Genomic DNA, 24,841 nt, shown 5'->3' on the forward strand with positions numbered 1-24,841 from the left:
AGGTAAGGGCTTGTCACATTTTAGCAGGGTAGCGCACTGGTCAGGCAGGATGGCTTCGTGCCTCGCCATAACAGCACAGAAAATTCACTTGCCATTTCATTACCTGACTACTTCACCACCTCACTGCTTCACAAAAGGCGGAAGCCCATGCGGTGGTGCTCAGTGGGGCCAAAGTCGCGGATGGCGGTACGGTGGCGGGCGGTGGGGTAGCCCGCGTTTTGCTCCCAGCCATAGTGCGGATACTCAGCCGCCAGCTCCCGCATGCGCTCATCGCGAAAGGTTTTGGCCAGCACGGAGGCGGCGGCAATGTTGCGGTAAATGCCGTCGCCCCCAATGATGCAGGTGTGCGGCAGGGTGGCGTGCGAGCGGAAGCGGTTGCCATCGACTAGCAGGTGCGTGGGGCGCGGCTGTAATTGGTCGGCGGCGCGGTGCATGGCCAAGTAGCTGGCCTGGGCAATATTGATACTGGCAATTTCCTGGGGCGAGGCTTCGGCTACGGCCCAGGCCACGGCCTCGCGGCATATTTCGGCTCGCACCTGCTCCCGGCGCTTGGCTGTCATCTGCTTGGAGTCGTTGAGGTAGCGGGGGGCAAAGTCGGGCGGCAGAATAACGGCGGCGGCAAACACAGGCCCGGCCAGACAGCCGCGGCCGGCTTCATCGAGGCCCGCTTCCAGGGGCTCGCCGGAGTAAGAAACTAGTAGCATACGCTTCAAAAATACGGCTCAGACCATGCTATTCGGCTACTGAATGACACAATTTGACCAGCCACTGCTGAGCACCACCCGAAAACGGGAAAAGCCTCCGCGGTGGCCGAAGCACCCGCGGAGGCTTTTCTATGGGTAAAAACTAATGGGCTAAAGGGAATACCTAGCCCTAAAAATCAGCAGGGCTAGTGGCTGCCAGCCGTAGTGCCCGCATCCGGACCAGCCGATTCGCCGCGGCGGAAGCCCTGCTTGTCGCGGGGGCCTTCATCAATGGCGTCATCCTCATCGGTGGTGATGTACACGTTGGTAGTGGGGCCTAAGCCTCCCGTTTTTTCGGCCAGCTCAGATTCGGCCTGGGCGTGCTTCAGATTGAACAGTGGGTCGCCTTCCTGTAGTTGAGATGCCTGGTTTTTTGGTTGATTAGCCATAAAAAGTACAGTGTCGGCCGGGAAATGAACGACCGATACTGGCTTCCTACGCGCGCTACACAGTAGAGGTTGGCAGGAGTTGCTTACATGATTTGGGCAGCTGGCCGCCAGAAAATAAAAAAGCCGCTGCCCGAGGCAGCGGCCTTTTCCGTCGCATTGGCCGGCAATTATCATTCATCCACCCTACTCCTTTTGCCGGGGTCAACACTACGCGGTACGAGCCTTCCTTTCCATAAACCCTACGCGCGCTGAATACTTAATGAGTCAAAGGTATGCCCGCACTTAGGCCCTGCGCTGCAATATTGGACTAACAGCCTCCTTACGCCGGCCAACAGCTTGTTCCAACCGGCGAGGGCAGCTGAACAGCCCGGTAAGCCCGCGCCGCGCCCTACCTTTGCAGGGTTCACGCTACTTGTTTATTACTCCACTTGTCCGTTTGCTATGGCTGCTCCCGCTGTTGATGAAACCCATAACCCCTGGCAGCTGCTGGGCTCCGAAATTAAATACCAGAATCCCTGGATTCGGGTCCGGGAAGATAAAATCATTAACCCGGCTGGTAACCCAGGTATTTACGGGGTAGTGTCGATGAAGAATAAAGCCCTGGGCATCATTCCCGTTGATGCGGAGGGTAATACCTGGCTAGTGGGCCAGTACCGCTACTCCTTGAGCGAGTACAGCTGGGAAATACCGATGGGCGGCGGCCCGGTGGAGCTTGATATTCTGGAATCGGCGCAACGGGAACTGCGCGAGGAAACCGGCCTGAGCGCCGCCCGCTGGACTAACATCATGCGCCTGCACACCTCCAACTCAGTTACCGATGAGGAAGGATTCGTGTTCCTGGCTCAGGAGCTAACTCAGGGCGAGGTGGAGCCCGAGGAAACCGAGGACCTGCGTCTCTGGAAACTTCCGCTAACCGAGGCCGTGCAACTGGTTATGGACAGCCGCATCACGGACGCCATCAGCGTGGCCGGCCTGTTGAAAGCAGCCCGCCTGCTGAACCTGTAAGTGGCCCGCCGGACGCCTGAGGTTGTTGTATTACAGGCTTGAGCCGGGGCGGCGTGGTAGGCGGGCAGGATGCAACCCGGGCTCCGGCGCGGGTACTGTTCTTACGTGCTGCTAGGGCCCTTCTCACATTCCCCGTACTTTTGCACCTATGTCGCGCCTCCTCCGCTTTATCGGCCACCGATTGTATACCACTTGGGCTACGTTCTGGTTTGTAATGCCGTTCGTGCTGACGTATCCGCTGCAGTGGGCCCTGAGCCGGCGGCCCCAGTGGCACCGCTACCTGCACACGCTGAACCGTTACTGGAGCAAGCTCTTCATTCGCATGTGGGGGATGCCGGTGGAAGTAGTGCGCAAACACCCGCTGCCAGCCGGGCAGCCTTGCGTGTACGTGGCCAACCACAGCTCCTACATCGATATTCCGCTGCTGTTCAAAACCATTCCGGGCTGGCTGAACATCATGGGCAAAAGCTCCCTGGCGAAGGTGCCCATCTGGGGGCCGATTTTCGGGCGGGCATACATCACCGTGGACCGCGACAGTGCCATTAGCCGGGGCCGGGCCATGGTGCAAGCCCGCCGGACCCTAGAAGCGGGGCGTTCAGTGGTTATTTTTCCGGAGGGTGCCATTTCCAAAACGCCCGGTCAGCAGCTGGAACCGTTTAAAGATGGGGCCTTTCAACTGGCCATTGCGGCTGGGGTACCGGTAGTGCCCATTACCATGCCCCTGAACCACCGCTTCATGCCCGATGTTGACGGGCTGCGGGTACGCTACTCGCCCCTGGCCATCATTCTGCACGAACCTATTCCTACCACCAACCTTACGGCCGCTGATGCACCGGCCCTTAAGCAGCAGGTGTATACGACCATTGCCAGCGCCCTCCGCCCTGAAGCAGGTGGCATTCCGGAGCCAAGCACTTGGCGCGGGCCAGGGCCGCAGTCGGCTAGCCCCGCCGCCCCAAGCCCGCAGCAACCTGAGTTGCTGGCCAACCGCCATTAGGTTCCAGGCCGCATCAAAGCGGAATTGCCCGGCTTATTTCCTCATCATACCTACTTACCTTCTCTTACCCGTGAGCACCGACCTTGCTACTCTCCGCGGCTTAGCCCATTTGGCCCGCCTCGAATTTGACGACACGAAAGAGCAGCAGATGCTCGGCGACCTGAACAAGATTCTGGATTGGGTAGACCAGCTGCGTCAGCTTGATACTACCGATGTGGAACCTCTGGTGCACCTCTCACAGGAAATCAATGTGCTACGCCCCGACGAGCCCCAGAACACAGTGAGTCACCAGGATGGTCTGCGCAACGCTCCGCGCAAAGACTCCGATTACTTCCGCGTACCTAAAGTACTGGACTAACTGTTGGTGCCTGCTCCCGCTTCTTCCGCCACTGCGCCCCGCCTCGGCTGGTGGCGCGGCTCCTTCCTGTTGCTGGCGCTGTGTGCCGTGCTGGCCGTAGTAACGGCTGGCTGGTACTATGTCACCGCCGATGACACGGTGTTGCCGGTACGCCCGGTGGCCCAGCTAACGCCTGTCCCGACCACCGTAGCCACCGTACGCGTGGGCTTAGAGGCCCTACCCGTGCAGGCCAACACCTACCTCATTACCCAGACCTACGACGTGGCCGGCCCCTTTCTGCAAACGGAAGCGGCGCTGGTATTGGTTGGGTTATTGGGGGTAGCGCTGGTATACTTCCTAGCGGTAGTAAGCAGCTTCGCCCGGCCGGCCTTCGTGGCGGGCATGGCACTGGTTATTTTCCTCCTGATGTCGCTCAACGCCGACTTGCTGGGCGTGTTCGATGCTGGGCAGCAGTATTTTCTGGTATTGGCGTTGGCCGTGTTGGCTTTGCCGGCCTACTACTTTCACGCCTTCCGGCCCAACGTTGCACTAGGCAAGCGCTTGCTGCTGTTTGGCGTGCTGGTGCTGGGTTTAGGGGCGTTACTGTTTGGTAATAATCCCAACCCGGCTGAAGTTACGGCCCTGCACTTAAGCGGCTTTTTTACCGTGAGCGGAGCCGTGGCTTTTGCCCTGCTGGTGCTGTGGGTTGGGTTCGAGAATGTGTACGGCCTCTTGTGGCTCAATACCCAGGCCGAAACGCCAGCGGGCCGTTTCGGCCTGCTGCCGTTTTTGCTGGCCAGTGGCTTATACCTCGGCACCCTGGGCATGTACTACTGGAACAATGGAGTGGTAGAAGTGCTGCCCGGCTGGCACCTCGATCCGCTCATTCTGCTAGTACCGGCGGTGGTAGTGAGCTGGCTGGGCCTACGGCGGCGAGCAGCTACCTACGGCGCGTGGGTGCCGTACCAGCCGGGCATGATTCATTTGTTTCCGGTACTGGTACTGCTCGGGGCAGCAGCTCTGGGCTATGCCCTGGCTACGGCCAATGACCCGCTTCTGCTGGCCGCCCGCGACTTTACGGCGCTGGCCTTGCTGTGCGTGGGCGGAGCCTTCCTGATTTACATTCTGCTGAATTTTGCTACCCTGTTGCGCCAGAAGCTACCCGTGTACCGGGTGGTGTATGAGCCGCGCCGCTTTCCTTTCTACGCCATGTATGCTCTTGGCGTAGCGCTGCTAGGGATAGTGCTGCTGCGTAACCAGTTCATCATTGCCGATCAGGTGAAGGCGGGTTACTACAACAACCTAGGCGACTTGGCCCGCCTGCAGAGCGAGGTAACGCCCGATGACCTCTCGCAGGCGCTGCTAGCCGAGCGCTACTACGCCGAGAGTGACGCCCTCGATCAGCACAACCACAAGGCCAGCCTGGGCCGGGCAGCCCTGTACCGCTTCCGCCTGCAGCGACAAAACGAAATTAACATCCTGCGCCGCGCGCTGAGCCGCCGTCCGTCCGAGAAGATTTCCCTCCGGTTGGCAGCGCTCTACAATGAGCCCCAGGATTTCTTCGACCGGCTCACCGTGCTGCGCGAGGCCCTGAAAGCCACGCCCCGAAGCGCCCGTCTCAACGGCGACTTGGCTCAGCTCTACACCCGCTCCGCCATTGCCGACTCGGTGCTATACTACCAGAACCGCGCCGAAGCTGCCGCTCCCGACGATGCTGTGCTACAGGCCAACCGGCTGGCCTACCTCATCGGGCAGCAGCAGTGGCCCGCCGCCACCCAACTGGCCCAGCGCAACGCCGCCTCCCCGGATGAAGCCTTGCAAAGCAACGGCCTGCTTCTGGCCCGCCTCACCAACAAGACTTCTACTGCCGCTCCGGTTCCTGATACTGCGGCGGCCCTTACCCCCATCCGATTTGCCCGCCTCTACCACGACGGCCTGAACCGCGCCCTTCGCCGCGACACCACTCTGTTGTCGGTACTGCCTTATTTGGCGGCTCAGCCCGCGAACAGCGCCTACCTCGACCAGCTAAATTTCCTGCGCTCCTTCACCCAGCACTACGGGGGTCGGCCCGTTGCGGCTCAATCCACTATCCTACCGCTGGCTACCGGCTCCGGATCAGCTACTGGCTATTACCAGCAGTTACAGGGCCTGTGGCTCCTGGATCAGCACCTACCCGCGCCGGCCGCCGGCCGTCTGACCGAGGCCCGCCAGAATGGCACCGCTTCGGCCGCGCTGCCGGCCGCGTATGCTTTGGCCCTCAGCAACCAACCCGACTCGGCGCGGCGTGTTGCGCGGCAGGCTGCTACCAGCCCAGATTTGGCCAGTAACAGACCGGCGCGCCGGTTACAAGTAGTGTTGGAGCCAGATTTCCGGGCTAGTTTTCAGCAAGCGCCGGACTCTTTACGGGTACAATACGTGGTCCTGCGCGGCGACGAGCTACCCGCAACTGAACTGCTGTCAGCGGCCACCGCTCTTACGGCTCCTGCTCTCCGGCAGGTTGCCTTGCTGGCCCAGCTACCGAGGGCTATTCAGGCGGGTCAGTTACCGGCAGCTGAGCAGGCACTTAACCAGTTTGCGCCGGCCCTTACGGCACCGAATGCTTCGGCCTGGAACGTGCTACGGGGCGAGTTGTACGCGCGGGCTCAACAATGGCCTGCCCTACGGCAGCTCGTCAAGCAAGGCCGTTTTGAGGGTTTCGACCAATTCTACCGCCTCTATTTTCGAGCCGCCTTGGCTGAGGTAGACAAACAGCCCAAGCAAGCAGCGGCCCTTTACGCTCAGCTGGTCCGCGAGGCTCCGTTTGTAGAAAATGGCCTGGTAGCGGCGGCTAACTTTCACACCCGGCAGCGCGACTTTCCGGCGGCCTATAACACCCTACTGCGCGGAATTGAGTACAACCCGGAGTCGGCTGCTTTGCTCAAGGCCTATGTGCTGGCGGCTGTTCCTGTGGGGCTTACCGAATACGCTGCTGCGCCAATGGCCCACTTAGGGGCATTGCTTTCACCCGCAGATTACGCTACCTTTCGTACACAGTACGAGGCACGTCGTGCGTCTTACGCCACTTCCGCCGCTCCCTGGAACTAACCCGGCCCTCTGGTTATGCTGTATCCCGTCATTGAAACCACTGACATTTCCAAGGTCTACCGCATGGGGTCCGAGGAGATTCACGCTCTGCAATCGGTATCCATTACCATTCAGCGCGGCGAATACGTTGCCTTCATGGGCCCTTCCGGCTCGGGCAAATCTACTCTCATGAACATAGTGGGCTGCCTCGATACGCCTTCCGGCGGCCACTATATTCTGAATGGCAAGGACGTAAGCAACATGACCGACAACCAGCTTGCCGATGTGCGCAACCGGGAAATTGGCTTCGTGTTCCAGTCATTTAACCTGCTACCTCGGGCTACGTCACTCGACAACGTTGCGCTTCCTCTCATTTATGCTGGCTACGGAAAAAGTGAGCGGCAGGAAATGGCTCGCGAGGCCTTGCGGAGCGTAGGCTTAGCGGAGCGTGCCATGCACAAGCCCAATGAGCTTAGCGGTGGTCAGCGCCAGCGCGTAGCCATTGCCCGTGCCTTGGTCAATAACCCCAGCATCATTCTGGCTGACGAACCTACCGGGGCGCTTGACACCCGCACCAGCCACGAGATTATGGAGTTATTTGAGGCCCTGTACGTGCGCGGCAACACTATCATTATGGTAACGCACGAGGAGGATATTGCCCGCCACGCCCACCGCATCGTGCGCCTGCGCGACGGCTTGATTGAATCAGATGTGGTGAATAACGCGGTGGCTACCCAGCAGTTAACCACTTCTTAGTCTGGCGCAGCTCCCAAGACGTGGTCCGGATTCTAACATTTAGGGCCAATAAGTAGTAGTTGGACTTTACGTTCCACTGTTTTCTGCCTTCCTGTTGAAAATCTATACCAAAACGGGCGACCAGGGACTCACCTCCCTCATCGGCGGCACCCGCGTGCCCAAATCAAGTCTGCGCATTGACTGCTACGGCACCGTGGATGAGCTGAATTCCTACGTGGGCTTAGTCCGTGACCAAGCGGTAAATGCTAGTCGCCGCGACTTGCTCAAAGAAATTCAGGACCGTCTGTTCACCATCGGTTCCTCTTTGGCCTCTGACCCGGAGAAATCCAAGATGAAAATTCCGGATTTACATGCCGAGGATGTGGCCCTGCTGGAACGCGAGATGGACCACATGAACGAAACCCTACCCGAGTTGCGGGTTTTCGTGCTTCCTGGGGGCCATCAGTCGGTGTCCTTTGCCCACGTGGCCCGCTGCGTATGCCGGCGGGCGGAACGGCTGGTTATTCAGCTCCGCGAAGATTCATTCGTTGCCGATCTGGTGGTGATGTACCTCAACCGCCTCTCCGATTATCTCTTCGTGCTAAGCCGCCAGATGGCCCATGAGCTACAGGCCGAGGAAGTGAAGTGGGAGCCTCGTATGTAAAGGCTGGCACTGATCTAAACTAACAAGTGTTCGGAAGAAATTCTGCACCTTTACCATACCGCACCGATCCTCTTCCCACCCACGCCAACACAACCTGACTTCTTAGGGCCACCCGTTGGCTCCGGACATGTTGGTTGTGTACCTGTTACCCTTTTCCCACCCCACTCCTCATGCTCGACACGTTCACTATTTCCACGCAGCGGACTACCGCCTCGCGTTTGGCTGCCGTAGATTTCGACCAGCTCGAATTCGGCAAGACCTTCTCTGACCACATGCTGGTAGTTGACTACCACGATGGCGAGTGGCAGGAGCCGCAAATTGTGCCCTACGGCGACATGACGGTAAGCCCGGCTAACTCGGCTCTGCACTACGGTCAGGCCATTTTTGAGGGTATGAAAGCCTACAAAAATCAGCAGGGCGATATTTACATCTTCCGGCCCTACGACAACCTGAGCCGGCTTAACTTATCGGCTGAGCGTATGTGCATGCCGGCCGTGCCGGAAGAAATTTTCATGCAAGGCCTGAGCCAATTGATTCGCTTGGATGCCGAGTGGGTACCAAATTTCACCGGTAGTGCCCTTTATATTCGCCCCTTCATGTTTGCCACGGATGGCATGCTGGGCGTCCGCCCCTCGGATTCGTACCGCTTCATGATCATCACGTGCCCGGTTGGCCTGTATTACAACAAGCCGCTGCGGGTACGATTCGAGGAGAAATATGTGCGCTCGGCCGAAGGCGGGGCAGGCTTTGCCAAAAATGCGGGTAACTACGGTGCGGCCATGTACCCTACCAAGCTGGCCCAGCAGGAAGGCTATAATCAGCTCATCTGGACCGATGCCTCGGAGCACAAGTACGTAGAGGAATCGGGCACGATGAACGCCATGTTCGTTATCAACGACCGATTAATAACGCCGGCCCTAAGCACTTCCATCCTTGACGGCATCACTCGTCGTAGCGTGCTGCAGCTAGCCCACGACTGGGGTATGCCCGTAGAGGAGCGCAAAGTGTCGGCCCTGGAGATTCTGGAAGCACAAGCCAACGGCACTCTGCAAGAGGCCTTCGGGGTAGGCACGGCGGCTACCATTGCTCCCATTGCCACCATCGGCTACCAGGGCCAGGACTATGCTCTCCCCACCCCACCGGCTGACGCCTTCTCGCACCGAGTATCGGCTGCACTGGCCGCCATTCGTAGCGGCGAAGCTGCCGACCAGCACGATTGGATGGTACGAGTCTAGCTCCGTTAACCAGCTTTCGATTAAACAAGAAAAGACGGCCCCACATGGGGCCGTCTTTTCTTGTTTACAGTGTTTTTAGTACGGTAAGACTACCCTCGCAATTTATCCGGACATTTGCCTTCGTGCATCGGTAGATGTTACGCCCCGTTCATTCATTTTATCATTCATTCTTTTTTCCATGACCTACGACCAGGTGAAGGAGTTGAAGGGCCGCGCCGAGGCCCTGAGGAGGTATCTTTGACTACGATGCCCGCAAAGAGCAAATAGTAGCCACCGAGCAGCAAACCACAGCGCCCGGCTTTTGGGATGATTCTAAAAAAGCCGAGGCCGTTATGAAGGAAATCAAATCCGTCAAAGTCTGGACGGATGATTACGAGGCCGTTGAGAAGCTTGTTAGCGACGTTGAGGTACTTTATGATTTCTACCGCGAAGACGACGTAGAGGAAGAGGAAATGCAGCGCGAGTTTCAGGGGCGCAGCAGGCCGTGGAGCGGCTGGAGTTTAAGCGCATGCTCTCCGATGAGGAGGACCAGCTCTCCGCCATTATTGACATCAACCCCGGTGCTGGAGGTACGGAAAGCCAGGACTGGGCCGAAATGCTCATGCGCATGTATATCATGTGGGGTGAAAAGCAGGGCTTCTCCGTGCGTCAGGTTAGCTACCAGCCCGGCGAAGGAGCCGGTATTAAATCCGCCTCGTTGGAAATCGACGGTCAGTTTGCCTACGGCTACCTTAAAAGCGAAATTGGGGTTCACCGCTTGGTGCGCATCTCCCCTTCGACAGCAGCGGCCGCCGCCATACTTCCTTCGCCTCGGTTTTTGCCTACCCCGTGGTAGATGATACCATCAATATTCAGATTAACCCAGCCGACATTACGTGGGACACTTACCGGGCTGGGGGTGCCGGCGGACAAAACGTAAACAAGGTAGAAACGGCCGTCCGCCTGCGCCATGCACCATCCGGCATCATCATCGAATGTCAGATTGAGCGCAGCCAGCTCATGAACAAAGAACACGCCCTACGCATGCTAAAGTCGCGCTTATATCAGCTAGAGTTGGACAAGCGCAACGAAGCCCGAGCAGTAGTAGAGGCGGGGAAAAAGCGCATTGACTTTGGCTCCCAAATTCGCAACTACGTGCTGCACCCCTACAAACTCATCAAAGACCTCCGTACCGGCATCGAGCGCACCGATGTGCAGAATGTATTGGACGGTGACCTAGAGGAATATATCAAGGGTTATTTGATGCAGAATTGAGTATCTATCAGATAGTAAGTAAAAAGCCCGTTGGTCAATCACCAACGGGCTTTTTACTTACTATCTGATAGGCTTAAAATTTATCCCACCAAAGTTTAGTCACTAGCAGATCAGCACCCTGACGGGCTACAGCCTCCTGGTAATTAGCTGTATTTAGCGACTGCTCATTTGCAGGGTAGCGGAAACGAACTGGAATGCGACCACCCGTACCCGTCGAAGCTGCTGCTACAGGTAAACGTGGGTAATCAAGGCGACGCCATTCCGACCAAGCTTCGCTACCTTGGCCGTAAAGCGCAATCCACTTTTGATTACCAATGACCTCACGGTAGTTAGCTTGCGTAATTGGAGTACTTACAGAGGGGTGAGCCAAATAAGCGGTTACAGGAGCACCCGTAATCCCATATTGGTTCATCGAAGCAGTAATAGCGTTATTATATTCTGCTTGAGCTACGCCGGTTACGAAGCCTCGGGCAACCGCTTCTGCCTTTAGGAACAATACTTCTGCGTACGTCATAAGTACTCCAGGAGCATCAGCCTTGGTGAAGGCATCACCGACTTTAGAAGTACTACATAAAGGTCCTAAGGCCAATGCGTTGCCATTTGTTAGACCATTACGTACCCCGCGGAATAAACCAGTGGAATCGGGTGCGGCTGCATCGTTAGATGCTTTGCATTCGGCAGGTTTAGCATAAATTGGTAAGCGTGGATCGTTCAATACAGCTAAACGCTTTGTAATCGAACGGCTTACTCGGTGATCATCCCGTGTTGAACGGTTTACGGCAATTGGGTTAGTATTAGGGGCTGAACCCGAGAAAACTAACTGCGCGTTTTGGGCATTGCTGCTAATAAGTGGAGTAGAACCGTTTAGGAGTTCGGCTATTTCCGCACGAGCTTGGGCTTCTTTAACATCTGATATCCGCATGGCCAAACGCAAGCGCAACGAATTCGCGAAGCGCTTCCATCTATCCATGTCACCGTTATACAGGATGTCCCCACCCACCGCTGGACCGTTGATCTGGATCTGGTTGGATGCTTCTTTCAAATCAGTAAGCAGTCCGGTATATACCTGCTCCTGAGTATCATATTTAGGCGTCAAAACATTCTCTTCAATCCGCAACGCCTGGGAATAAGGAATATCTCCGTAGTAATCAGTCAGAATAGAGAAGAAGTAGCTGCGCATGATGCGACCTACTGCCTGCATATTCGGATTGTTTTGCTCCTGGCCCGTTCTAACAAGCAAGTTGAAGTCTTGCAAACCACCGGCATAGAAACCATCCCAGATGCTCTGATACGAACCTGCACGGAATGCGTAACGGTCTTCGTTAGTGTATTGCACTTTGGCCCAATGCTGAATAATCAGCAATGCACCATCTTGACTTGCGGGTACATCGTAAAGGCGAAATACATTTGAACGCAACGCACCCGTTAAGATAAACGCAGGGTTAGAAACCTCTGAATTATTGGGGTGGTATTTAGCGCGTCAAAATTGTTCTCGCAGGCACTAAGGCCCAGAACCAGCGGTAGAACTAGCGCGAGTTTGCGGTTAGTAAATGACATAGGGAGGAAGGCTAAAAAGAGAGGAAAGAGCCGCCTTGTAAACGGCCCTAATCATTACAGTGTCAGGTTCACGTTGAAACCGTAGCTCCGAGTTGAAGGAATCTGTGTGGATTCAAGTCCTTGCACGTTGCCATTGTTAAACGACGTTTCAGGATCAATACCCGGCGCCTTCGAGTCAATTAACCATAGGTTACGGCCCACAAATGAGAAGCCTACACCTTTAAGAGGAGTGCGCTCGATAAGAGATTTAGGTAGTTGGTAACCCAAACGCACTTCGCGAAGTTTCACAAACGAAGCATCATATACGCTGCTAGAGCGCACGTTGTAGTAGTACGCTTGGTGCCAGTCCATTGAGGAGACACGCACTGTATTAGGCGAAAAAGTACCGTCAGCATTACGCACTACACCCTCACCAATAATGCCCTCTTCGCGTCCACGCAGGGTACTAGCCAGCGAACCGGTGTAGTTACCCCACATGTTGGTTTCGCTCTGAATATGGCCGCCCTGCCGCGTATCAACTGTGAAGCTAAATTCTACCCCCTTAAAGTTTAGGCGGTTAGTAATTCCACCTATCCAGTCTGGCGTGTAATAACCCAATATCTTGCGAGTTGGGTCAGCCTGTGGTAGGCCATTCACGTAAATAATTTGGCCGTCGGGGCACGAAGAAAGTCTTCAGCGAATAGTACACCATAACGCTCCCCTACCCGGGCTTCTACGTTTACACCAAAACCTGATGATCCAAGTATTAGGTTCTTTAGCTGCCCTTCATCATCAAACTTCACTAGCCGATTACGGTTAGCAGCGAAGTTGGCTGTCACATTCCATTGTAGCGCACTGCTGGCAGATAATGGAGCTACTGTTAGAATGGCTTCTATACCTTTATTGGTAAGTTCCCCAGCATTAAGCACCTGCGAGGTGTAGCCCGTTGAGGCTGATACTGGTACTTGAATGATTTGATCTGTACTCTTGGTGCTATATCCTGTCAAATCCAACCCAATCCGGTCCTTCAAAAAGCGAACTTCAATGCCAGCCTCAAGCGAGGTAGTGCGCTCAGGCTTTAGATTGGGATTGTTACGAACATTAGCTGCTGTTTGCTGCGGGTATATAACTCCTGGTGTATTGAAAGGAGTGCTACCTACGTAGTAGTCGCGCAGTGAGTAAGTAGGAGCATCGTTGCCAGCTTCGGCAATACCGCCGCGCACTTTAGCAAATGATAGGAAGGAATCCTGTAAACCAAAAGCCTCGCTAAGCACTACCGAAGCATCAACTGAAGGGTAGAAGAACGAGCGGCTGTCGGCTGGTAACGTTGATGACCAGTCATTGCGGGCTGTAGCACCCAAAAATGCAAAGTTCTTATAGCCAACCCGCGCCGAAGCGTATACACTGTTAAGTTGACGTTTTTGGATTGGGTTTAGAATGCCTCCATTGTTGGAGTTTGAAGCTGGATCAAAATTGTTATCAGCCACTAGTGGCCCAGCCGAGTTACCTAAAGCAAACAAGCCAGGAACAGCCAGTTCAGGCGCAGCAATTTGGCTACGGCGCAAACGGTTATCGCGGCGGTTGGCCCCTATCAGCACATCGAGATTAATATCTTCTGTTAAGTTGCGGTTAGCTGAGGCCAAGAACTCAGTGTTGCGCTCCAGCACGTAGATATTCTCCTCCGTGTAGTCATCCTGAATAGCGTTATCACGCGTTTCAGCCGGCACCCGGCGTTGATTGAGCTGATTGTAAAAGTCGTTAGTTGTCCGAGCCGTCAGTGTGATCCACGATACCGGGTTATAATTCAGCGTCAAGTTGCCAATTACTCGGTCACGACGGTCGTCATTAGTGGCTTCGTTCAGAATGAAATATGGGTTACTTGCATACACCTGAATCCAGTTGTAGTTCCGGTTACCGTTTATTCCACCCTGCCTATAGATTGACCTGAGGTCTCTTACGTTGACCTGACGACCGTACCATGTGTACAGCTGTTGCATTACGTTTAGCTCATCGTAACCTTGGCCGGGACGACGTGCTCTAGTTTCAGAATAGTTAACGTTGGTGCTGATTTTGAGCTTGTCAGTAATATCAGCTCCACCATTTACGTTTACAGTATTACGGCGCAGGTAGGTATTCTCTAGAATGCCCTTGTTATCTAGGTTCGTAAATGAAACGCGGATGCCCGCCTTGTCATTGCCGCCTGATAATGCTACGTTGTTAGTTAAAGTACGGCCGGTTTGGAAGAAATTACGAATGTTATCTTCACCAGGACTCACCCACGGAGTAGCCTGACGAACACCATTGACAACCGGCGAATTATACTGGGGAATTAAACGACCATCAAGGCGCGGGCCCCAGCTTTCGTCAGCATTATCATTGGTACCACCACCACGGCCATCTACGTACTCGAATTCCCCATCAAAGCCCTGGCCATACTCTTGTTGAAAGTCTGGCAGTTTAAGTGGCGTTTCAAATGTCGTAGTGCTATTAAGGCTAATGCCTAATCCCCGCGCTTTGCGCCCTGACTTAGTAGTAATGACAATGACACCGTTGGCGCCACGCGTACCATATAGGGCAGATGCGTTAGCCCCTTTCAGTACGGTCATGGATTCGATGTCGTCTGGGTTTATATCCGAAACAGCGTTACCATAATCGACACCGCCACCTGCACTGCTATTTGAGAAGCTAGAGTTGTCAATAGGTTGACCATCAACTACGAATAGAGGCTGGTTGCTACCAGTTACCGATTTGGCGCCGCGGATTACAATCCGAGAGGAACTACCTACAGCGCCCGTGCTATTCGTGATCTGCACACCAGCCGCGCGACCTGCTAAAGAGTTTACTACGTTGGTTTCGCGAGCTTGTACTAAATCAGCCCCGCGAACATCTTGCACCGCATAGCCTAAGCTTTTCTTTTGTTCCTCTCGGCCTAAAGCTGTTACTACAACCTCGCCAAGCTGCTTAGCATCAGTGGTGAGTGCAACATTCACAGCAGATCCGCTGCCAATAGCCCGCTCCACAGCTGTAAAGCCGATAGAACTGAACACTAGAGTTGTAGCGGTAGCAGGAGCGCTGATCGTGTATGATCCATCGGAGCCAGTTGAAACCCCAATAGTCGTGCCTTTTACTAATACGGTAACCCCTGGTAGCCCTTGGCCGTTTGCGGCATCTGTGACGCGCCCAGAGATTTCGCGGTTCTGAGCGGCGGCCTGCTGCAACAGGACGGGTGCGGCCAGAAGCGCAGAAAGTATTGTTTTGCGCATGTGTTTAAGTGAGTGAAGTGGTGATGAACTTTGAATGCTGTAAATAAACGAATTGTTTTTTTGACAACCTGACCAAGATCTTCTTATTGTATTAAAAGTTTCCCTTCTAAGACACTATATATTTCCTCTCTGCAACTGCCGTAAAATTCCATCCAATCTATAAATAGGGATAAATAAATACATACATAGTCGATAAGGTCGAACCGATATATAATTCGATTGCGAACTGTCTACAGAGCTTCAATTTCTCTGAAACTAGTAAGCTGATTGAGAACTCTGTTAATCTATTGATCTATTGGCAAGCAGCGAAAATGCATCCTTCAATACGGTTTTATCTCGCTCGGATCAGAGCGGTATGATTCCATTTTCGAAATTTGACCGCACTAGCCTTAGCGCAGGTGGCTCGGGCCAATATTAATAAGCTGCGGGTTGGGGGTAACGTTACGTATGTAAACAGCAACCAGCAAGGTCCACAGTTTGGTGCCAACAACGCTATTGGCAATGCCTCGGCTTTTGCCCGTATCATGTTCATGCCGCGGAACCTAGATTTGACAGGCCTGCCAAATACAAATCCCGTTACGCGTGGTCCTGCATTTGGATGGCTCAACGGTCAGGCAGATAACCCTTACTGGTCGGTTGCCAACAACAGCTACAAATCAAATGTTGACCGTGTAGCAGTTACTACCAATATCGGGTACGACATTCTGAACTGGCTGAATTTCAGCTTCAACGGAGGCGTCAACACCTATTCTGACCGTCGTGTAACGGCAGTTCGGCCTGGCTCGGTAGCTTTCCAAGGGGCTGGTAACGTGATTCAGGACTATCTCCGTAATACGGAACTGGAATCTACCGCCTTGCTAACGGCGGACCAGAACATAACGGAAGATATTAGCATTAAGGCGATTGTAGGCGCTAACATCAACCAGCGTCAGTTTGAGTCTTCGTCTGTTTCCGGCAACACGTACTTGCAGTTTGATATTGATGACATCCAGAATACACGCCAAGTAATTAACAACGGGAGTGGCTTCAGCAAGCGTCGTCTGTTTGGTGTGCTGGGCGACTTGACTTTAGGCTACAAGGATTTTGTTTACCTGAACGCCACAGCCCGCAACGACTGGTCCTCAACGCTTCCTACGGTCAACCGTAGCTTCTTATACCCAAGCGTTAGTGCCTCGTTGATTTTCACGGAGGCCTTCGGTATTGAATCCAATATCTTGAACATGGGCAAGTTGCGCGCTGGCTACGCTAACGCAGGTAATGATGCTCCTCCTTATTCCCTCATTACAACTTACGGGCTGCAGCCTTTCTACGGTAACAACGTAGGGGGCACGCAATTCCCTATTACTCCGACCAACGGTAACACTGTTTCCGGTGCCGCCATCGGCGGATTCGTTGGTGACCCAAATCTGACTCCGGAGTTCTCTAAGGAAATCGAAGTCGGTACTGACCTGAACTTCCTCAAGGATCGGATCATTCTTTCGGCTACCTACTACGACAAGCGCACCACCAACCAGATTGCCAACGTACCGTTGCCCTCGGCCTCCGGCTTTACAACGTACATTACCAACTTTGGCGAAATCTCCAACAAAGGTATTGAAGGCGCTCTGACCGTTATTCCAGTTGATGCTGGTGGGTTCCGGTGGACAAGCGTAGCTAACTTTACTCGCAACCGCAACATAGTTGAGAAGCTGCGTGAAGGTGTAGAACAGGTGGTAATTGCAGCCAACTTCGGCGACATCCAAGCGGTACACCGCCCAGGTCAGCCCTATGGTTTGCTAATTGGTTCCGTAGCTGCCCGTGATAACGAAGGCAACCTGCTGATCAACCCGTCTACGGGCCGCATGCTGACTGCCATTAATCCAGAAATTGTAGGTAATCCCAACCCGGACTATACCATTGGCTTCATCAACACTTTCACTTACAAAGGCTTGACGCTGGAGGGAGTTATTGACTTCCGGAAAGGTGGAGACATTTACTCGACCACCCTACAGTCGTACCTGGGCCGGGGCGTGACGCAAGACACGGAGGATCGTGATAAGAACGTCATTATCAACGGCTACTTAGGTAATCCTGGCACTCTGCAGCCTCTGACTGCTGCAGATGGTAGCAAAATCCCGAACAACGTGGCCGTTTCACTGAACGATTACTACTTCGGCACTGGTTCTGCAGCTATCAATGGTGCTTCAGAATTCTCGGTGTTCGACGGTACAACTCTTCGTCTGCGTGAAATCACATTGGGCTACGATTTGCCAGCAAAGCTGCTAGCCAAAACCCCAATTCGGGGAGTGAACCTGAGCCTATCGGGTCGCAACTTGTGGTGGTATGCTCCTAACATCCCGAAGTACACCAACTTCGACCCGGAAACGAGCACGTTTGGTGCTTCTAACGCGCAGGGCTTCGAGTTTACGAATGCTCCAACTGCCCGCCGTTATGGAGTTAACCTGCGGGTAAATTTCTAATCAATGCTTCTTTTTTGCCGCATATTAGGGAAATGCACATACCGTGACAGTCGGCAGGTAAAGACATGTTACTACTCTACATGCACTACTGCGAAATGGAAGTATAGCTGAATAAGTATTTCGTTAGACATCATAATCCATCCTTTCGTCTACAAATAAGCTTGTTTCATCGAGTCTACAGATAGGGTTGAAGTAAATTTTCACGATTAATAAAATTGACAATTTTTCTATTGCTATTTTAGCAAAAATTCAATGACCGTCCTTACTAAGAAAAACTTCTCTAACACATCTTGCGCTTACATGAAAAAAAGATTATTCATTGCGCTGCCCATACTTGCTCTAACAGCAACGTATGCAGTTGCACAGACACGGACCATTTCTGGGCGAGTTACTGACCGTACAACTGGCGAGGGGCTACCTGGTGTTACCGTATTGGTTAAGGGTACCACCAATGGGGTTTCAACCAACTCAGATGGCTCCTTCACCCTAACTGCGCCTAGTTCAGCAACTACGCTTTCCTTTAGCTCCGTTGGCTTCCTGCCCATAGAGCGTCCTATTACCGATGGCAACATCACAGTTGGTCTTGCACCCGACAGTAAAGCACTCAGTGAAGTAGTAGTAGTCGGCTATGGTGAGCAATCTAAAAAGCTGACCACGGGGGCTATTACTCAAGTTTCTGCTAAAGAATTCGAAACTCAGCCTATTGCAAGTGTTGAACAAGCTCTTCAGGGGCGGGCGGCGGGCGTGCAGGTTTCCTCCAACTCAGGCACACCAGGCGGAGCAATCTCAGTGCGGGTACGAGGCAACAACTCTATCTCTGCTAGTAGTGAGCCGCTTTATGTGGTCGATGGAGTACCCATCAACTCGGGTAGCTATTCCAATATTGGGGTAGGCAACCAAGGCCTGAATGCGCTGTCGGATATTAATCCCAATGATATAGCCTCCATTGAGGTGCTAAAGGATGCGTCGGCGGCGGCTATTTATGGCTCCCGTGGAGCCAACGGTGTTGTGCTAATTACTACCAAACGGGGTGCTTCCGGGGCCACCCGAATCAGTTATGATGGGTACATCGGTACCCAAAACACGATCAAACGCCTCGACCCACTTACCGGTCAAGAAGCGCAGGACTTGATTAATGAAGCTCGTACGAACGTAGGGCTAGCGCCCCGCTACGTAGCTGCTAATCCTACTGCTCAGCAGAGCCTATTCACGGGAGCCAACACCAATTGGCAAGACGAAATCTTCCGTGCCGCGCGTATCCAGAGTCATACTGTTACGATGTCGGGGGGAGACAATAAATCGCGCTTTCTGGTATCTGGGACTTACTTTGATCAGGAAGGCATCATCATTGGATCAGGTTTTAACCGGGGCAGTATCCGCTTAAACTTGGATCACAACGTCTCGGATCGGGTAAGAGTAGGGGTAAGCCTGACGGGTAGCCGTGCTCTTTCTCAACGTCAGAACAACGACAACAATATTTATGGGGTACTAAGCACCGCCTTGCTGTTGGGCTCTCAGACTCCCATTTACAACGCAGATGGTACCTTTGGCCGGGACCGATTCTCCTCGGTTGAAAACCCAGTAGCCGCTGCAACTTTACCTATAATTAGTGCGCGTAACAACCGTGCTATCGGTAATATCTACGCCGATGCCGAGCTGTTGAAAGGGCTTCGGTTGCGCACGTCTCTTGGTGGTGATTACCTTAACCTGAAAGAAGACCGGTTTGTACCCAACACGGCGCTGCAAGCAGTAGGCAGTAATGGTTTGGGCAACGCTAACAGCCGCTACGATATAGGTTGGATCAATGAAAATACGTTAACCTACAATCGCAGCATAGGCGACCACTCATTTACGCTCTTGCTGGGACAAAGCGCTCAGAAATCGGTGCAGCAAGGTATCATTACGAACGTAACGGGCTTCGCTACTAACCGAATTCGCCAGCTCTCCGCTGGCTCAGTGAAAGTTGATGCCTCTTCAGACGAGACGCTCTGGACCTTGCTGTCTTACTTCGGCCGCTTGAACTACAACTACAAGGGTAAGTATATCTTCCAGGGCTCCTTACGCCGCGACGGCTCCTCACGCTTTGGGGTTGAAAACAAGTACGGTTGGTTTCCCGCAGCTTCGGTAGCGTGGCGCGTAGGGGAGGAATCATTCTTGCAGGACAATGACCTCATTTCCGAACTCCGCTTGCGGGGGGCTACGGGGTAGTTGGTAACTTCGAGATTGGCAACTTTGCTTCACGCAACCTCTATGGCGTGGGTGCTACCAACTTGGCAAACTATAACGCGGTAGCAGGTATTGCCCCTACGCAGCTAGGAGTAAGAGACTTAGGATGGGAGCAAACGCAAGAAATAAACGTAGGCATGGACCTCGGTTTGCTGGACAGCCGAATCAACTTCACGGTGAACGCCTTCAATCGTAAGTCCAATGATCTGCTGTTGAACCGTCAATTGCCACTTACTTCTGGCTTCGGCAACATCACTCAGAATATTGGTGATATGCGCAACAGAGGGCTAGAGTTTGAGCTCACCACGCAGAACGTGCGCTCCAAAGATTTTACTTGGACCACTAGCTTCAATACTTCCATTATTCGCAACCAGGTAACTCGTTTGGTAAATAATGCGGCCTTCGGTGCAGGCTTTGCTAACTGGGTACAGGTAGGAGCTTCGCTAGGTAGCTTCCGGGGTTACGTAGTTGACCGTATCTATCAAAGCCAAGAAGAAATCAACGCTGATAACCTTATTGCACGGCAGAGAACGGGCCGGACAAATGCTAACTACCAGTCTCCCGACACGAAGCCCGGCGACATTCGTTTCCAGGACCTGAACAAGAACGGTATTCTAGATGCCGAAGATCAGAAACTCATTGGCTCAGCGCAGCCCAATGCCAGTGGCGGCATTACCAACTCCTTGGGCTGGAAAGGTTTGGAGCTGAACTTCTTCTTCCAGTTTGTATCGGGCAATGAAATTTATAATAACACCCGTGCGTTTGGAGAAGGGATGTCTGGGCAGTTCGGGCAGTTTGGTGCCGTGCGTGACCGGTGGACTGCCACTAACACCGACACGGATATTCCTCGCGCTGCTTGGGGTGACCCCAATGGCAACGCCCGGGTTTCGGATCGGTGGATTGAAGATGGCTCTTACATACGGTTGAAAACGGCAACCCTGGGCTACAGCCTGCCCACCAAGTGGATACAATCGGCCCATTTGCGCTCAGCCCGCGTGTACATTGCTGGTCAAAACCTGCTCACGTTTACTAATTACTCAGGATTAGACCCTGAGGTAAACACCTTCAACGCGAGCAATACTTCGCAGGGAACTGACTTCCTGACCTTTCCGCAGGCCCGTGTGTATCAAGTTGGGTTAAACTTGGGCTTCTAATTTCCTTCTCACGACTTTCTTCTCTAATGAATATTCGCTCTAAATTTTATGGCCTTGCGCTGCTAGGCTTGTTGGGCCTAGCCAGTACAAGCTGCTCCGACTTTCTGAACCCTGAGCCGCTTAACTCCATTGACCGGGACGTAGCTTTCACAGATTTGGCTGGGGCGCAAGGCGCAGTGGTGGGTTTGTACGGTAATCTCACCAGCGCCAACAATCTTGGTCTGCGGGTGCCTATTTTCGCTGATCTACTGGCTGACAACCTGGACCACACGGGAACATTCCCCTCCTTTGCGCAGCTCAAATCGCGCAATCCTTTGCCAGATAACGCAGAGCTGAACAGCATGTACAGTTCGCTGTACTCCACCATCAACCGGGCGAACAACATCATCGCCCAGATTCCGAACACAACCGGTATATCGGACGCAGTGCGTGGACAATTGATTGGCGAGGCGCAGTTTGTGCGTGCTTACTGCTACTTTATGCTCACCAACTATTGGGGCGATGTAGCCTTGGTTCTCACGCCTACTACAACTCCGGATAACTCCCTTTTTGTGTCTCGTACCCCACGTGAACAGGTGTACAACCAGATACGGACTGACCTGGATGCGGCCGAGAGTGTGCTACCAGCTGCTAATGTGGGCCGTGCCACGAGGTGGTCTGCTATAGCCCTAAAGTCCCGTTTGGCGCTCTACCGTCAGCAGTGGGCTGATGCGGCTCGTTTTGCCGACCAAGTAATTGCCGGGCCATTTACGCTGGCTTCCTCGTACCGGGCGGCCATTGCTACTCGTAACCCGACAGAGTCCATTTGGGAAATTCAGTTTGATGCGCAAGTACAGAGTTCGTATGCCTTCTTCATGCTGCCTACGGCTAACGGTGGGCGTTTTGAGATGAGCCCTGGCGGACAGCGTGCTACCCTGCTCACGGCCTATGAAACTGGCGACCAGCGCCGATCTGCTACTATCTCAGATGGTACTTTCCAGATAGTAGGCCGGACCGGAACTGTAGCGCAAGGCAACCAGATCAAGTATTTCGATCCGGGGACGGGTACGGATACCTTCAAAGCCATTCGCTTGGCAGAGATGTTCCTTAACAGTGCGGAGGCGAAAGCTCAACAGCAAGATATTCCCGGGGCCTTAGTTGCGCTTAACCGAGTGCGTACCCGCGCTGGCCTACCGGCCTTGCTTGCAGCAAACGTTACCCAGACTAGCTTGTTAGAAGCAATTGAGCGCGAACGGCGGGTAGAGCTTGCTTTGGAAGGACACCGGTGGTTTGATTTGATTCGCACAGGTAGGGCGCAGTCTGTACTAGGTATAACAGATGCAACCCGTCTGCTCATGCCCATTCCGAACCGGGAAATTGTCAACAACCCTAATATGAAGCAGAATCCAGGCTACTAAGTCTTGTTCTGCGCATTGATGTGCACAAAAAAGCCCTAACCGTGTCCGGTCAGGGCTTTTTTTATAGTGAGTTGATACTCAATACTACCGTCTCATCCCTTCTGGTTTCCTTCTGCAACCACTCCACAATCTTCGCGGCTACCTCTTCTGGTTGAGCCAAAAGGCCTTCTGCATGGAAATCAGCAAATTTGGCCGCTTCACTAAAGTTGTGCTCATCGGCTGTGCGGATGTGCTCTTGCATGGTGGTGTCGAGGATGCCGGGGGAAAGGCTGCGGATGCGGATGCCACTGCCTCGTAGGTCTTGCTCTTTCTGGGCAGTGCAGGACAATGCGTCGAGGGCTGCTTTGGATGCGGAGTAAGCTCCCCAGCCGTCTACTGCTCGCTGGGCGGCTCCGCTGCTAATGTTGAGGATGGTGCGAGGGACAGACAGTTGTCCGTAAGCACTCAGGAAGGTGTTCATGAACATGGCAGGGGCCACGATATTCACATCGAACACAAACTCGAAATGCTCATTTTGGTGCTCGCCCAGGTAGCCAATTTCTCCGAGGACGGCCGCGTTATTAATCAGCGTTACGCTCTGCGCGTCGGGCCACTGCGGGAATACTTTGTGCAAGTTGTTCTGCACAGCTAGCATATCCGAAAGGTCGAGGGGTTGGTGGCTGTACCGCTCGTGCTCAACGGTAGCGTGGCGCGACACACCAACAACGGTAGTATCAGGCTGGCGTAATAGAGCTTCGGCCAAGGCTTTACCCAGCCCCCGGCTGGCTCCAGTGATGATGTAATAGTGCATAAGGGTGAGGACGAGAGTAACTGAGTTATAAAAAGTACGCAGTGAAACAGAAAAGGGGCTACCACGGTAGCCCCTTTTCTGTTTTCTGGCACAGTATGCCGTGTAAACCAACCAGTTGCTACAAGATATACTGGCTCAAGTCCCGGTTGCGCACCATGTCGCGGAGGCGTTCCTCTACCATGTCGCGGGTTATCAGGATGTGAGCGTTGGGACCGATGCGGTCCGGGACATCAAACAGGATGTCATTCAGTAGCCGGCTCATGACGGTGTGCAGGCGGCGGGCCCCAATGTTTTCTACCTCGCTGTTTACTTCGAAGGCAATTTCGGCTAGGCGCTCCAAAGCCGGGTCCTCAAAGGAAAGCAATACACTCTCGGCCTGCAATAAGGCCTCATACTGCTTGGTCAGGGCATTTTTGGGGTCTTTCAGAATCCGGAAAAAATCGTCTTTGCTCAGGCTTTGCAACTCCACTCGAATGGGGAAGCGCCCTTGAAGCTCCGGAATTAGGTCGGACGGCTTGGAGACGTGGAAAGCGCCGGCGGCAATGAACAGGATGTGGTCGGTGTGGATGATACCGTACTTTGTGCTGACGGCTGAGCCTTCAACAATGGGTAGCAAGTCGCGCTGCACTCCTTCCCGGCTAACGTCGGGGCCGCCTCCGCCCTTGCCGCTGCGGCTGGCTACCTTGTCAATCTCATCGATGAAGATGATGCCGGCATTTTCGGCGTGCCGGATGGCTTCGTCCTTTACCTCGTCCATGTCGATGAGCTTGGCCGCTTCCTCATCCAGCAGAATCCGGCGGGCCTCGGCTACTGTCACCTTACGCTTACGCGTTTTCTTGGGCAGCATGGAACCTAGCATATCCTGAATACCGGCCATGCTGGCTTCGTCGATACCGGCCGGACCGCCAATAACTCCTATGCCGGGGCTGCTACTTTGCTGCACCCGAATATCAATTTTACGCTCATCCATTTCTCCATTGCGGATCTTTTCCCGGAACCGCTCCCGAGTCTGTTCGTTTAGCTCGTGGTCGGAGTCAGGCAAGTCAGTGCCGCTTGTAGTAGGAAAGCCCAGAGCAGGCTTGGGGTAGCAGCACCGGCGGTGACGGGCGGAATCAGGATGTCGAGAATGAGGTCTTCCACGGCCTGCGCCGCCTGCGCCTTCACTTCTTCCTTACGACGCAACTTTACCATGTTCACGGATTGCTCTACCAGGTCGCGCACCATGCTTTCCACGTCGCGGCCTACATAGCCAACTTCCGTAAACTTGGAAGCTTCTACTTTAGTAAATGGGGCCCCGGAGATGCTGGCCAGCCGCCGGGCAATTTCAGTTTTACCAACCCCGGTAGCGCCTATCATCAGAATATTGTTGGGCACGATTTCGCGCTGCATATCGGCGGGAGCGTGCAGGCGGCGCCACCGGTTGCGAAGGGCAATGGCCACGTGACGCTTGGCTTCATGCTGGCCGATGATGTATTTATCAAGTTCAGCCACAATTTGGGCTGGGGTCAAAAATTCAGCAGAATCAAGCATAAGGAAATGGTAAACAAGCTGAGCTTCCGAAGCATTACTACCCCTCGGGAAGCCGGCAAAAGGTTTA

Annotated in this window: 16 protein-coding genes and 3 pseudogenes; 12 read left to right on the plus strand and 7 right to left on the minus strand. The window is 53.8% G+C overall.

Annotation, left to right across the window (positions count from 1 at the left end):
• Positions 1-128 precede the first annotated feature (128 nt).
• A complete protein-coding gene (locus tag MUN84_RS05980; protein ID WP_244697060.1) occupies positions 129-704 on the minus strand; it encodes a ribonuclease HII in 576 nt (191 codons plus the stop codon).
• Positions 705-889: 185 nt separating this feature from the next.
• Positions 890-1,132 (minus strand): hypothetical protein, encoded by a 243-nt coding sequence (locus MUN84_RS05985; protein ID WP_244697061.1) that lies wholly within the window; start codon positions 1,130-1,132, stop codon positions 890-892.
• Between the two features lie 441 nt (positions 1,133-1,573).
• Between MUN84_RS05985 and MUN84_RS05990 the strand changes: the two genes are divergently transcribed.
• The 8 genes and pseudogenes from MUN84_RS05990 (at position 1,574) to prfB (ending at position 10,419) form a co-directional block, all read left to right on the plus strand.
• Positions 1,574-2,137 carry an NUDIX domain-containing protein gene (locus tag MUN84_RS05990; protein WP_244697062.1) on the plus strand — a complete coding sequence of 188 codons (564 nt, stop codon included), beginning with the start codon at positions 1,574-1,576 and terminating at the stop codon, positions 2,135-2,137.
• A 148-nt stretch (positions 2,138-2,285) separates the two neighbouring features.
• A complete protein-coding gene (locus tag MUN84_RS05995; RefSeq protein WP_244697063.1) occupies positions 2,286-3,131 on the plus strand; it encodes a lysophospholipid acyltransferase family protein in 846 nt (281 codons plus the stop codon).
• A gap of 70 nt (positions 3,132-3,201) precedes the next feature.
• On the plus strand, positions 3,202-3,489 hold the full coding sequence (gene gatC, locus MUN84_RS06000) for an Asp-tRNA(Asn)/Glu-tRNA(Gln) amidotransferase subunit GatC (RefSeq protein ID WP_110977075.1): 288 nt from the start codon (positions 3,202-3,204) through the stop codon (positions 3,487-3,489).
• A gap of 6 nt (positions 3,490-3,495) precedes the next feature.
• Positions 3,496-6,552 carry a tetratricopeptide repeat protein gene (locus tag MUN84_RS06005; RefSeq protein WP_244697064.1) on the plus strand — a complete coding sequence of 1,019 codons (3,057 nt, stop codon included), beginning with the start codon at positions 3,496-3,498 and terminating at the stop codon, positions 6,550-6,552.
• A gap of 15 nt (positions 6,553-6,567) precedes the next feature.
• A complete protein-coding gene (locus MUN84_RS06010; RefSeq protein ID WP_244697065.1) occupies positions 6,568-7,287 on the plus strand; it encodes an ABC transporter ATP-binding protein in 720 nt (239 codons plus the stop codon).
• A 94-nt stretch (positions 7,288-7,381) separates the two neighbouring features.
• Positions 7,382-7,930 (plus strand): cob(I)yrinic acid a,c-diamide adenosyltransferase, encoded by a 549-nt coding sequence (locus MUN84_RS06015; RefSeq protein WP_244697066.1) that lies wholly within the window; start codon positions 7,382-7,384, stop codon positions 7,928-7,930.
• Positions 7,931-8,100: 170 nt separating this feature from the next.
• Positions 8,101-9,165, plus strand: coding sequence for a branched-chain amino acid aminotransferase (locus MUN84_RS06020; protein WP_244697067.1), 1,065 nt, complete (start codon positions 8,101-8,103; stop codon positions 9,163-9,165).
• A 178-nt stretch (positions 9,166-9,343) separates the two neighbouring features.
• Positions 9,344-10,419 (plus strand): annotated as a pseudogene (gene prfB, locus MUN84_RS06025) (peptide chain release factor 2).
• Positions 10,420-10,492: 73 nt separating this feature from the next.
• Here the strand turns inward: prfB and MUN84_RS06030 are convergent.
• The 3 genes and pseudogenes from MUN84_RS06030 to MUN84_RS06040 form a co-directional block, all read right to left on the minus strand.
• Positions 10,493-11,872 (minus strand): annotated as a pseudogene (locus tag MUN84_RS06030) (SusD/RagB family nutrient-binding outer membrane lipoprotein); the annotation flags it as partial.
• Between the two features lie 158 nt (positions 11,873-12,030).
• Complete coding sequence (locus MUN84_RS06035; protein WP_244697069.1) at positions 12,031-12,612, minus strand: hypothetical protein; 582 nt, start codon at positions 12,610-12,612, stop codon at positions 12,031-12,033.
• Positions 12,609-15,218 (minus strand): SusC/RagA family TonB-linked outer membrane protein, encoded by a 2,610-nt coding sequence (locus MUN84_RS06040; protein WP_244697070.1) that lies wholly within the window; start codon positions 15,216-15,218, stop codon positions 12,609-12,611. Before MUN84_RS06040 ends, MUN84_RS06035 begins: the two co-directional genes overlap by 4 nt.
• A gap of 398 nt (positions 15,219-15,616) precedes the next feature.
• On the opposite strand from MUN84_RS06040, the gene MUN84_RS06045 reads away from it, so the two are divergent.
• The 4 genes from MUN84_RS06045 to MUN84_RS06060 all read left to right on the plus strand — a co-directional run bounded on the left by MUN84_RS06045 (position 15,617) and on the right by MUN84_RS06060 (position 22,454).
• Positions 15,617-17,677: a TonB-dependent receptor domain-containing protein gene (locus MUN84_RS06045; protein WP_244697071.1), complete on the plus strand. Its 2,061-nt coding sequence runs from the start codon at positions 15,617-15,619 to the stop codon at positions 17,675-17,677.
• Positions 17,678-17,929: 252 nt separating this feature from the next.
• A complete protein-coding gene (locus MUN84_RS06050; protein ID WP_244697072.1) occupies positions 17,930-19,885 on the plus strand; it encodes a SusC/RagA family TonB-linked outer membrane protein in 1,956 nt (651 codons plus the stop codon).
• 47 nt (positions 19,886-19,932) lie between these two features.
• A complete protein-coding gene (locus MUN84_RS06055; protein ID WP_244697073.1) occupies positions 19,933-21,057 on the plus strand; it encodes a TonB-dependent receptor in 1,125 nt (374 codons plus the stop codon).
• A gap of 26 nt (positions 21,058-21,083) precedes the next feature.
• Complete coding sequence (locus MUN84_RS06060; protein WP_244697074.1) at positions 21,084-22,454, plus strand: RagB/SusD family nutrient uptake outer membrane protein; 1,371 nt, start codon at positions 21,084-21,086, stop codon at positions 22,452-22,454.
• A gap of 61 nt (positions 22,455-22,515) precedes the next feature.
• Here the strand turns inward: MUN84_RS06060 and MUN84_RS06065 are convergent, their stop codons facing one another.
• Together MUN84_RS06065 and hslU are read right to left on the minus strand one after the other, a co-directional pair.
• A complete protein-coding gene (locus tag MUN84_RS06065; RefSeq protein ID WP_244697075.1) occupies positions 22,516-23,244 on the minus strand; it encodes an SDR family NAD(P)-dependent oxidoreductase in 729 nt (242 codons plus the stop codon).
• Between the two features lie 118 nt (positions 23,245-23,362).
• Positions 23,363-24,774, minus strand: a pseudogene (hslU, locus tag MUN84_RS06070) (ATP-dependent protease ATPase subunit HslU).
• Positions 24,775-24,841: the final 67 nt, after the last annotated feature.

The sequence above is a fragment of the Hymenobacter sp. 5516J-16 genome (assembly GCF_022919335.1).
Classification (GTDB): Bacteria; Bacteroidota; Bacteroidia; order Cytophagales; family Hymenobacteraceae; genus Hymenobacter; species Hymenobacter sublimis.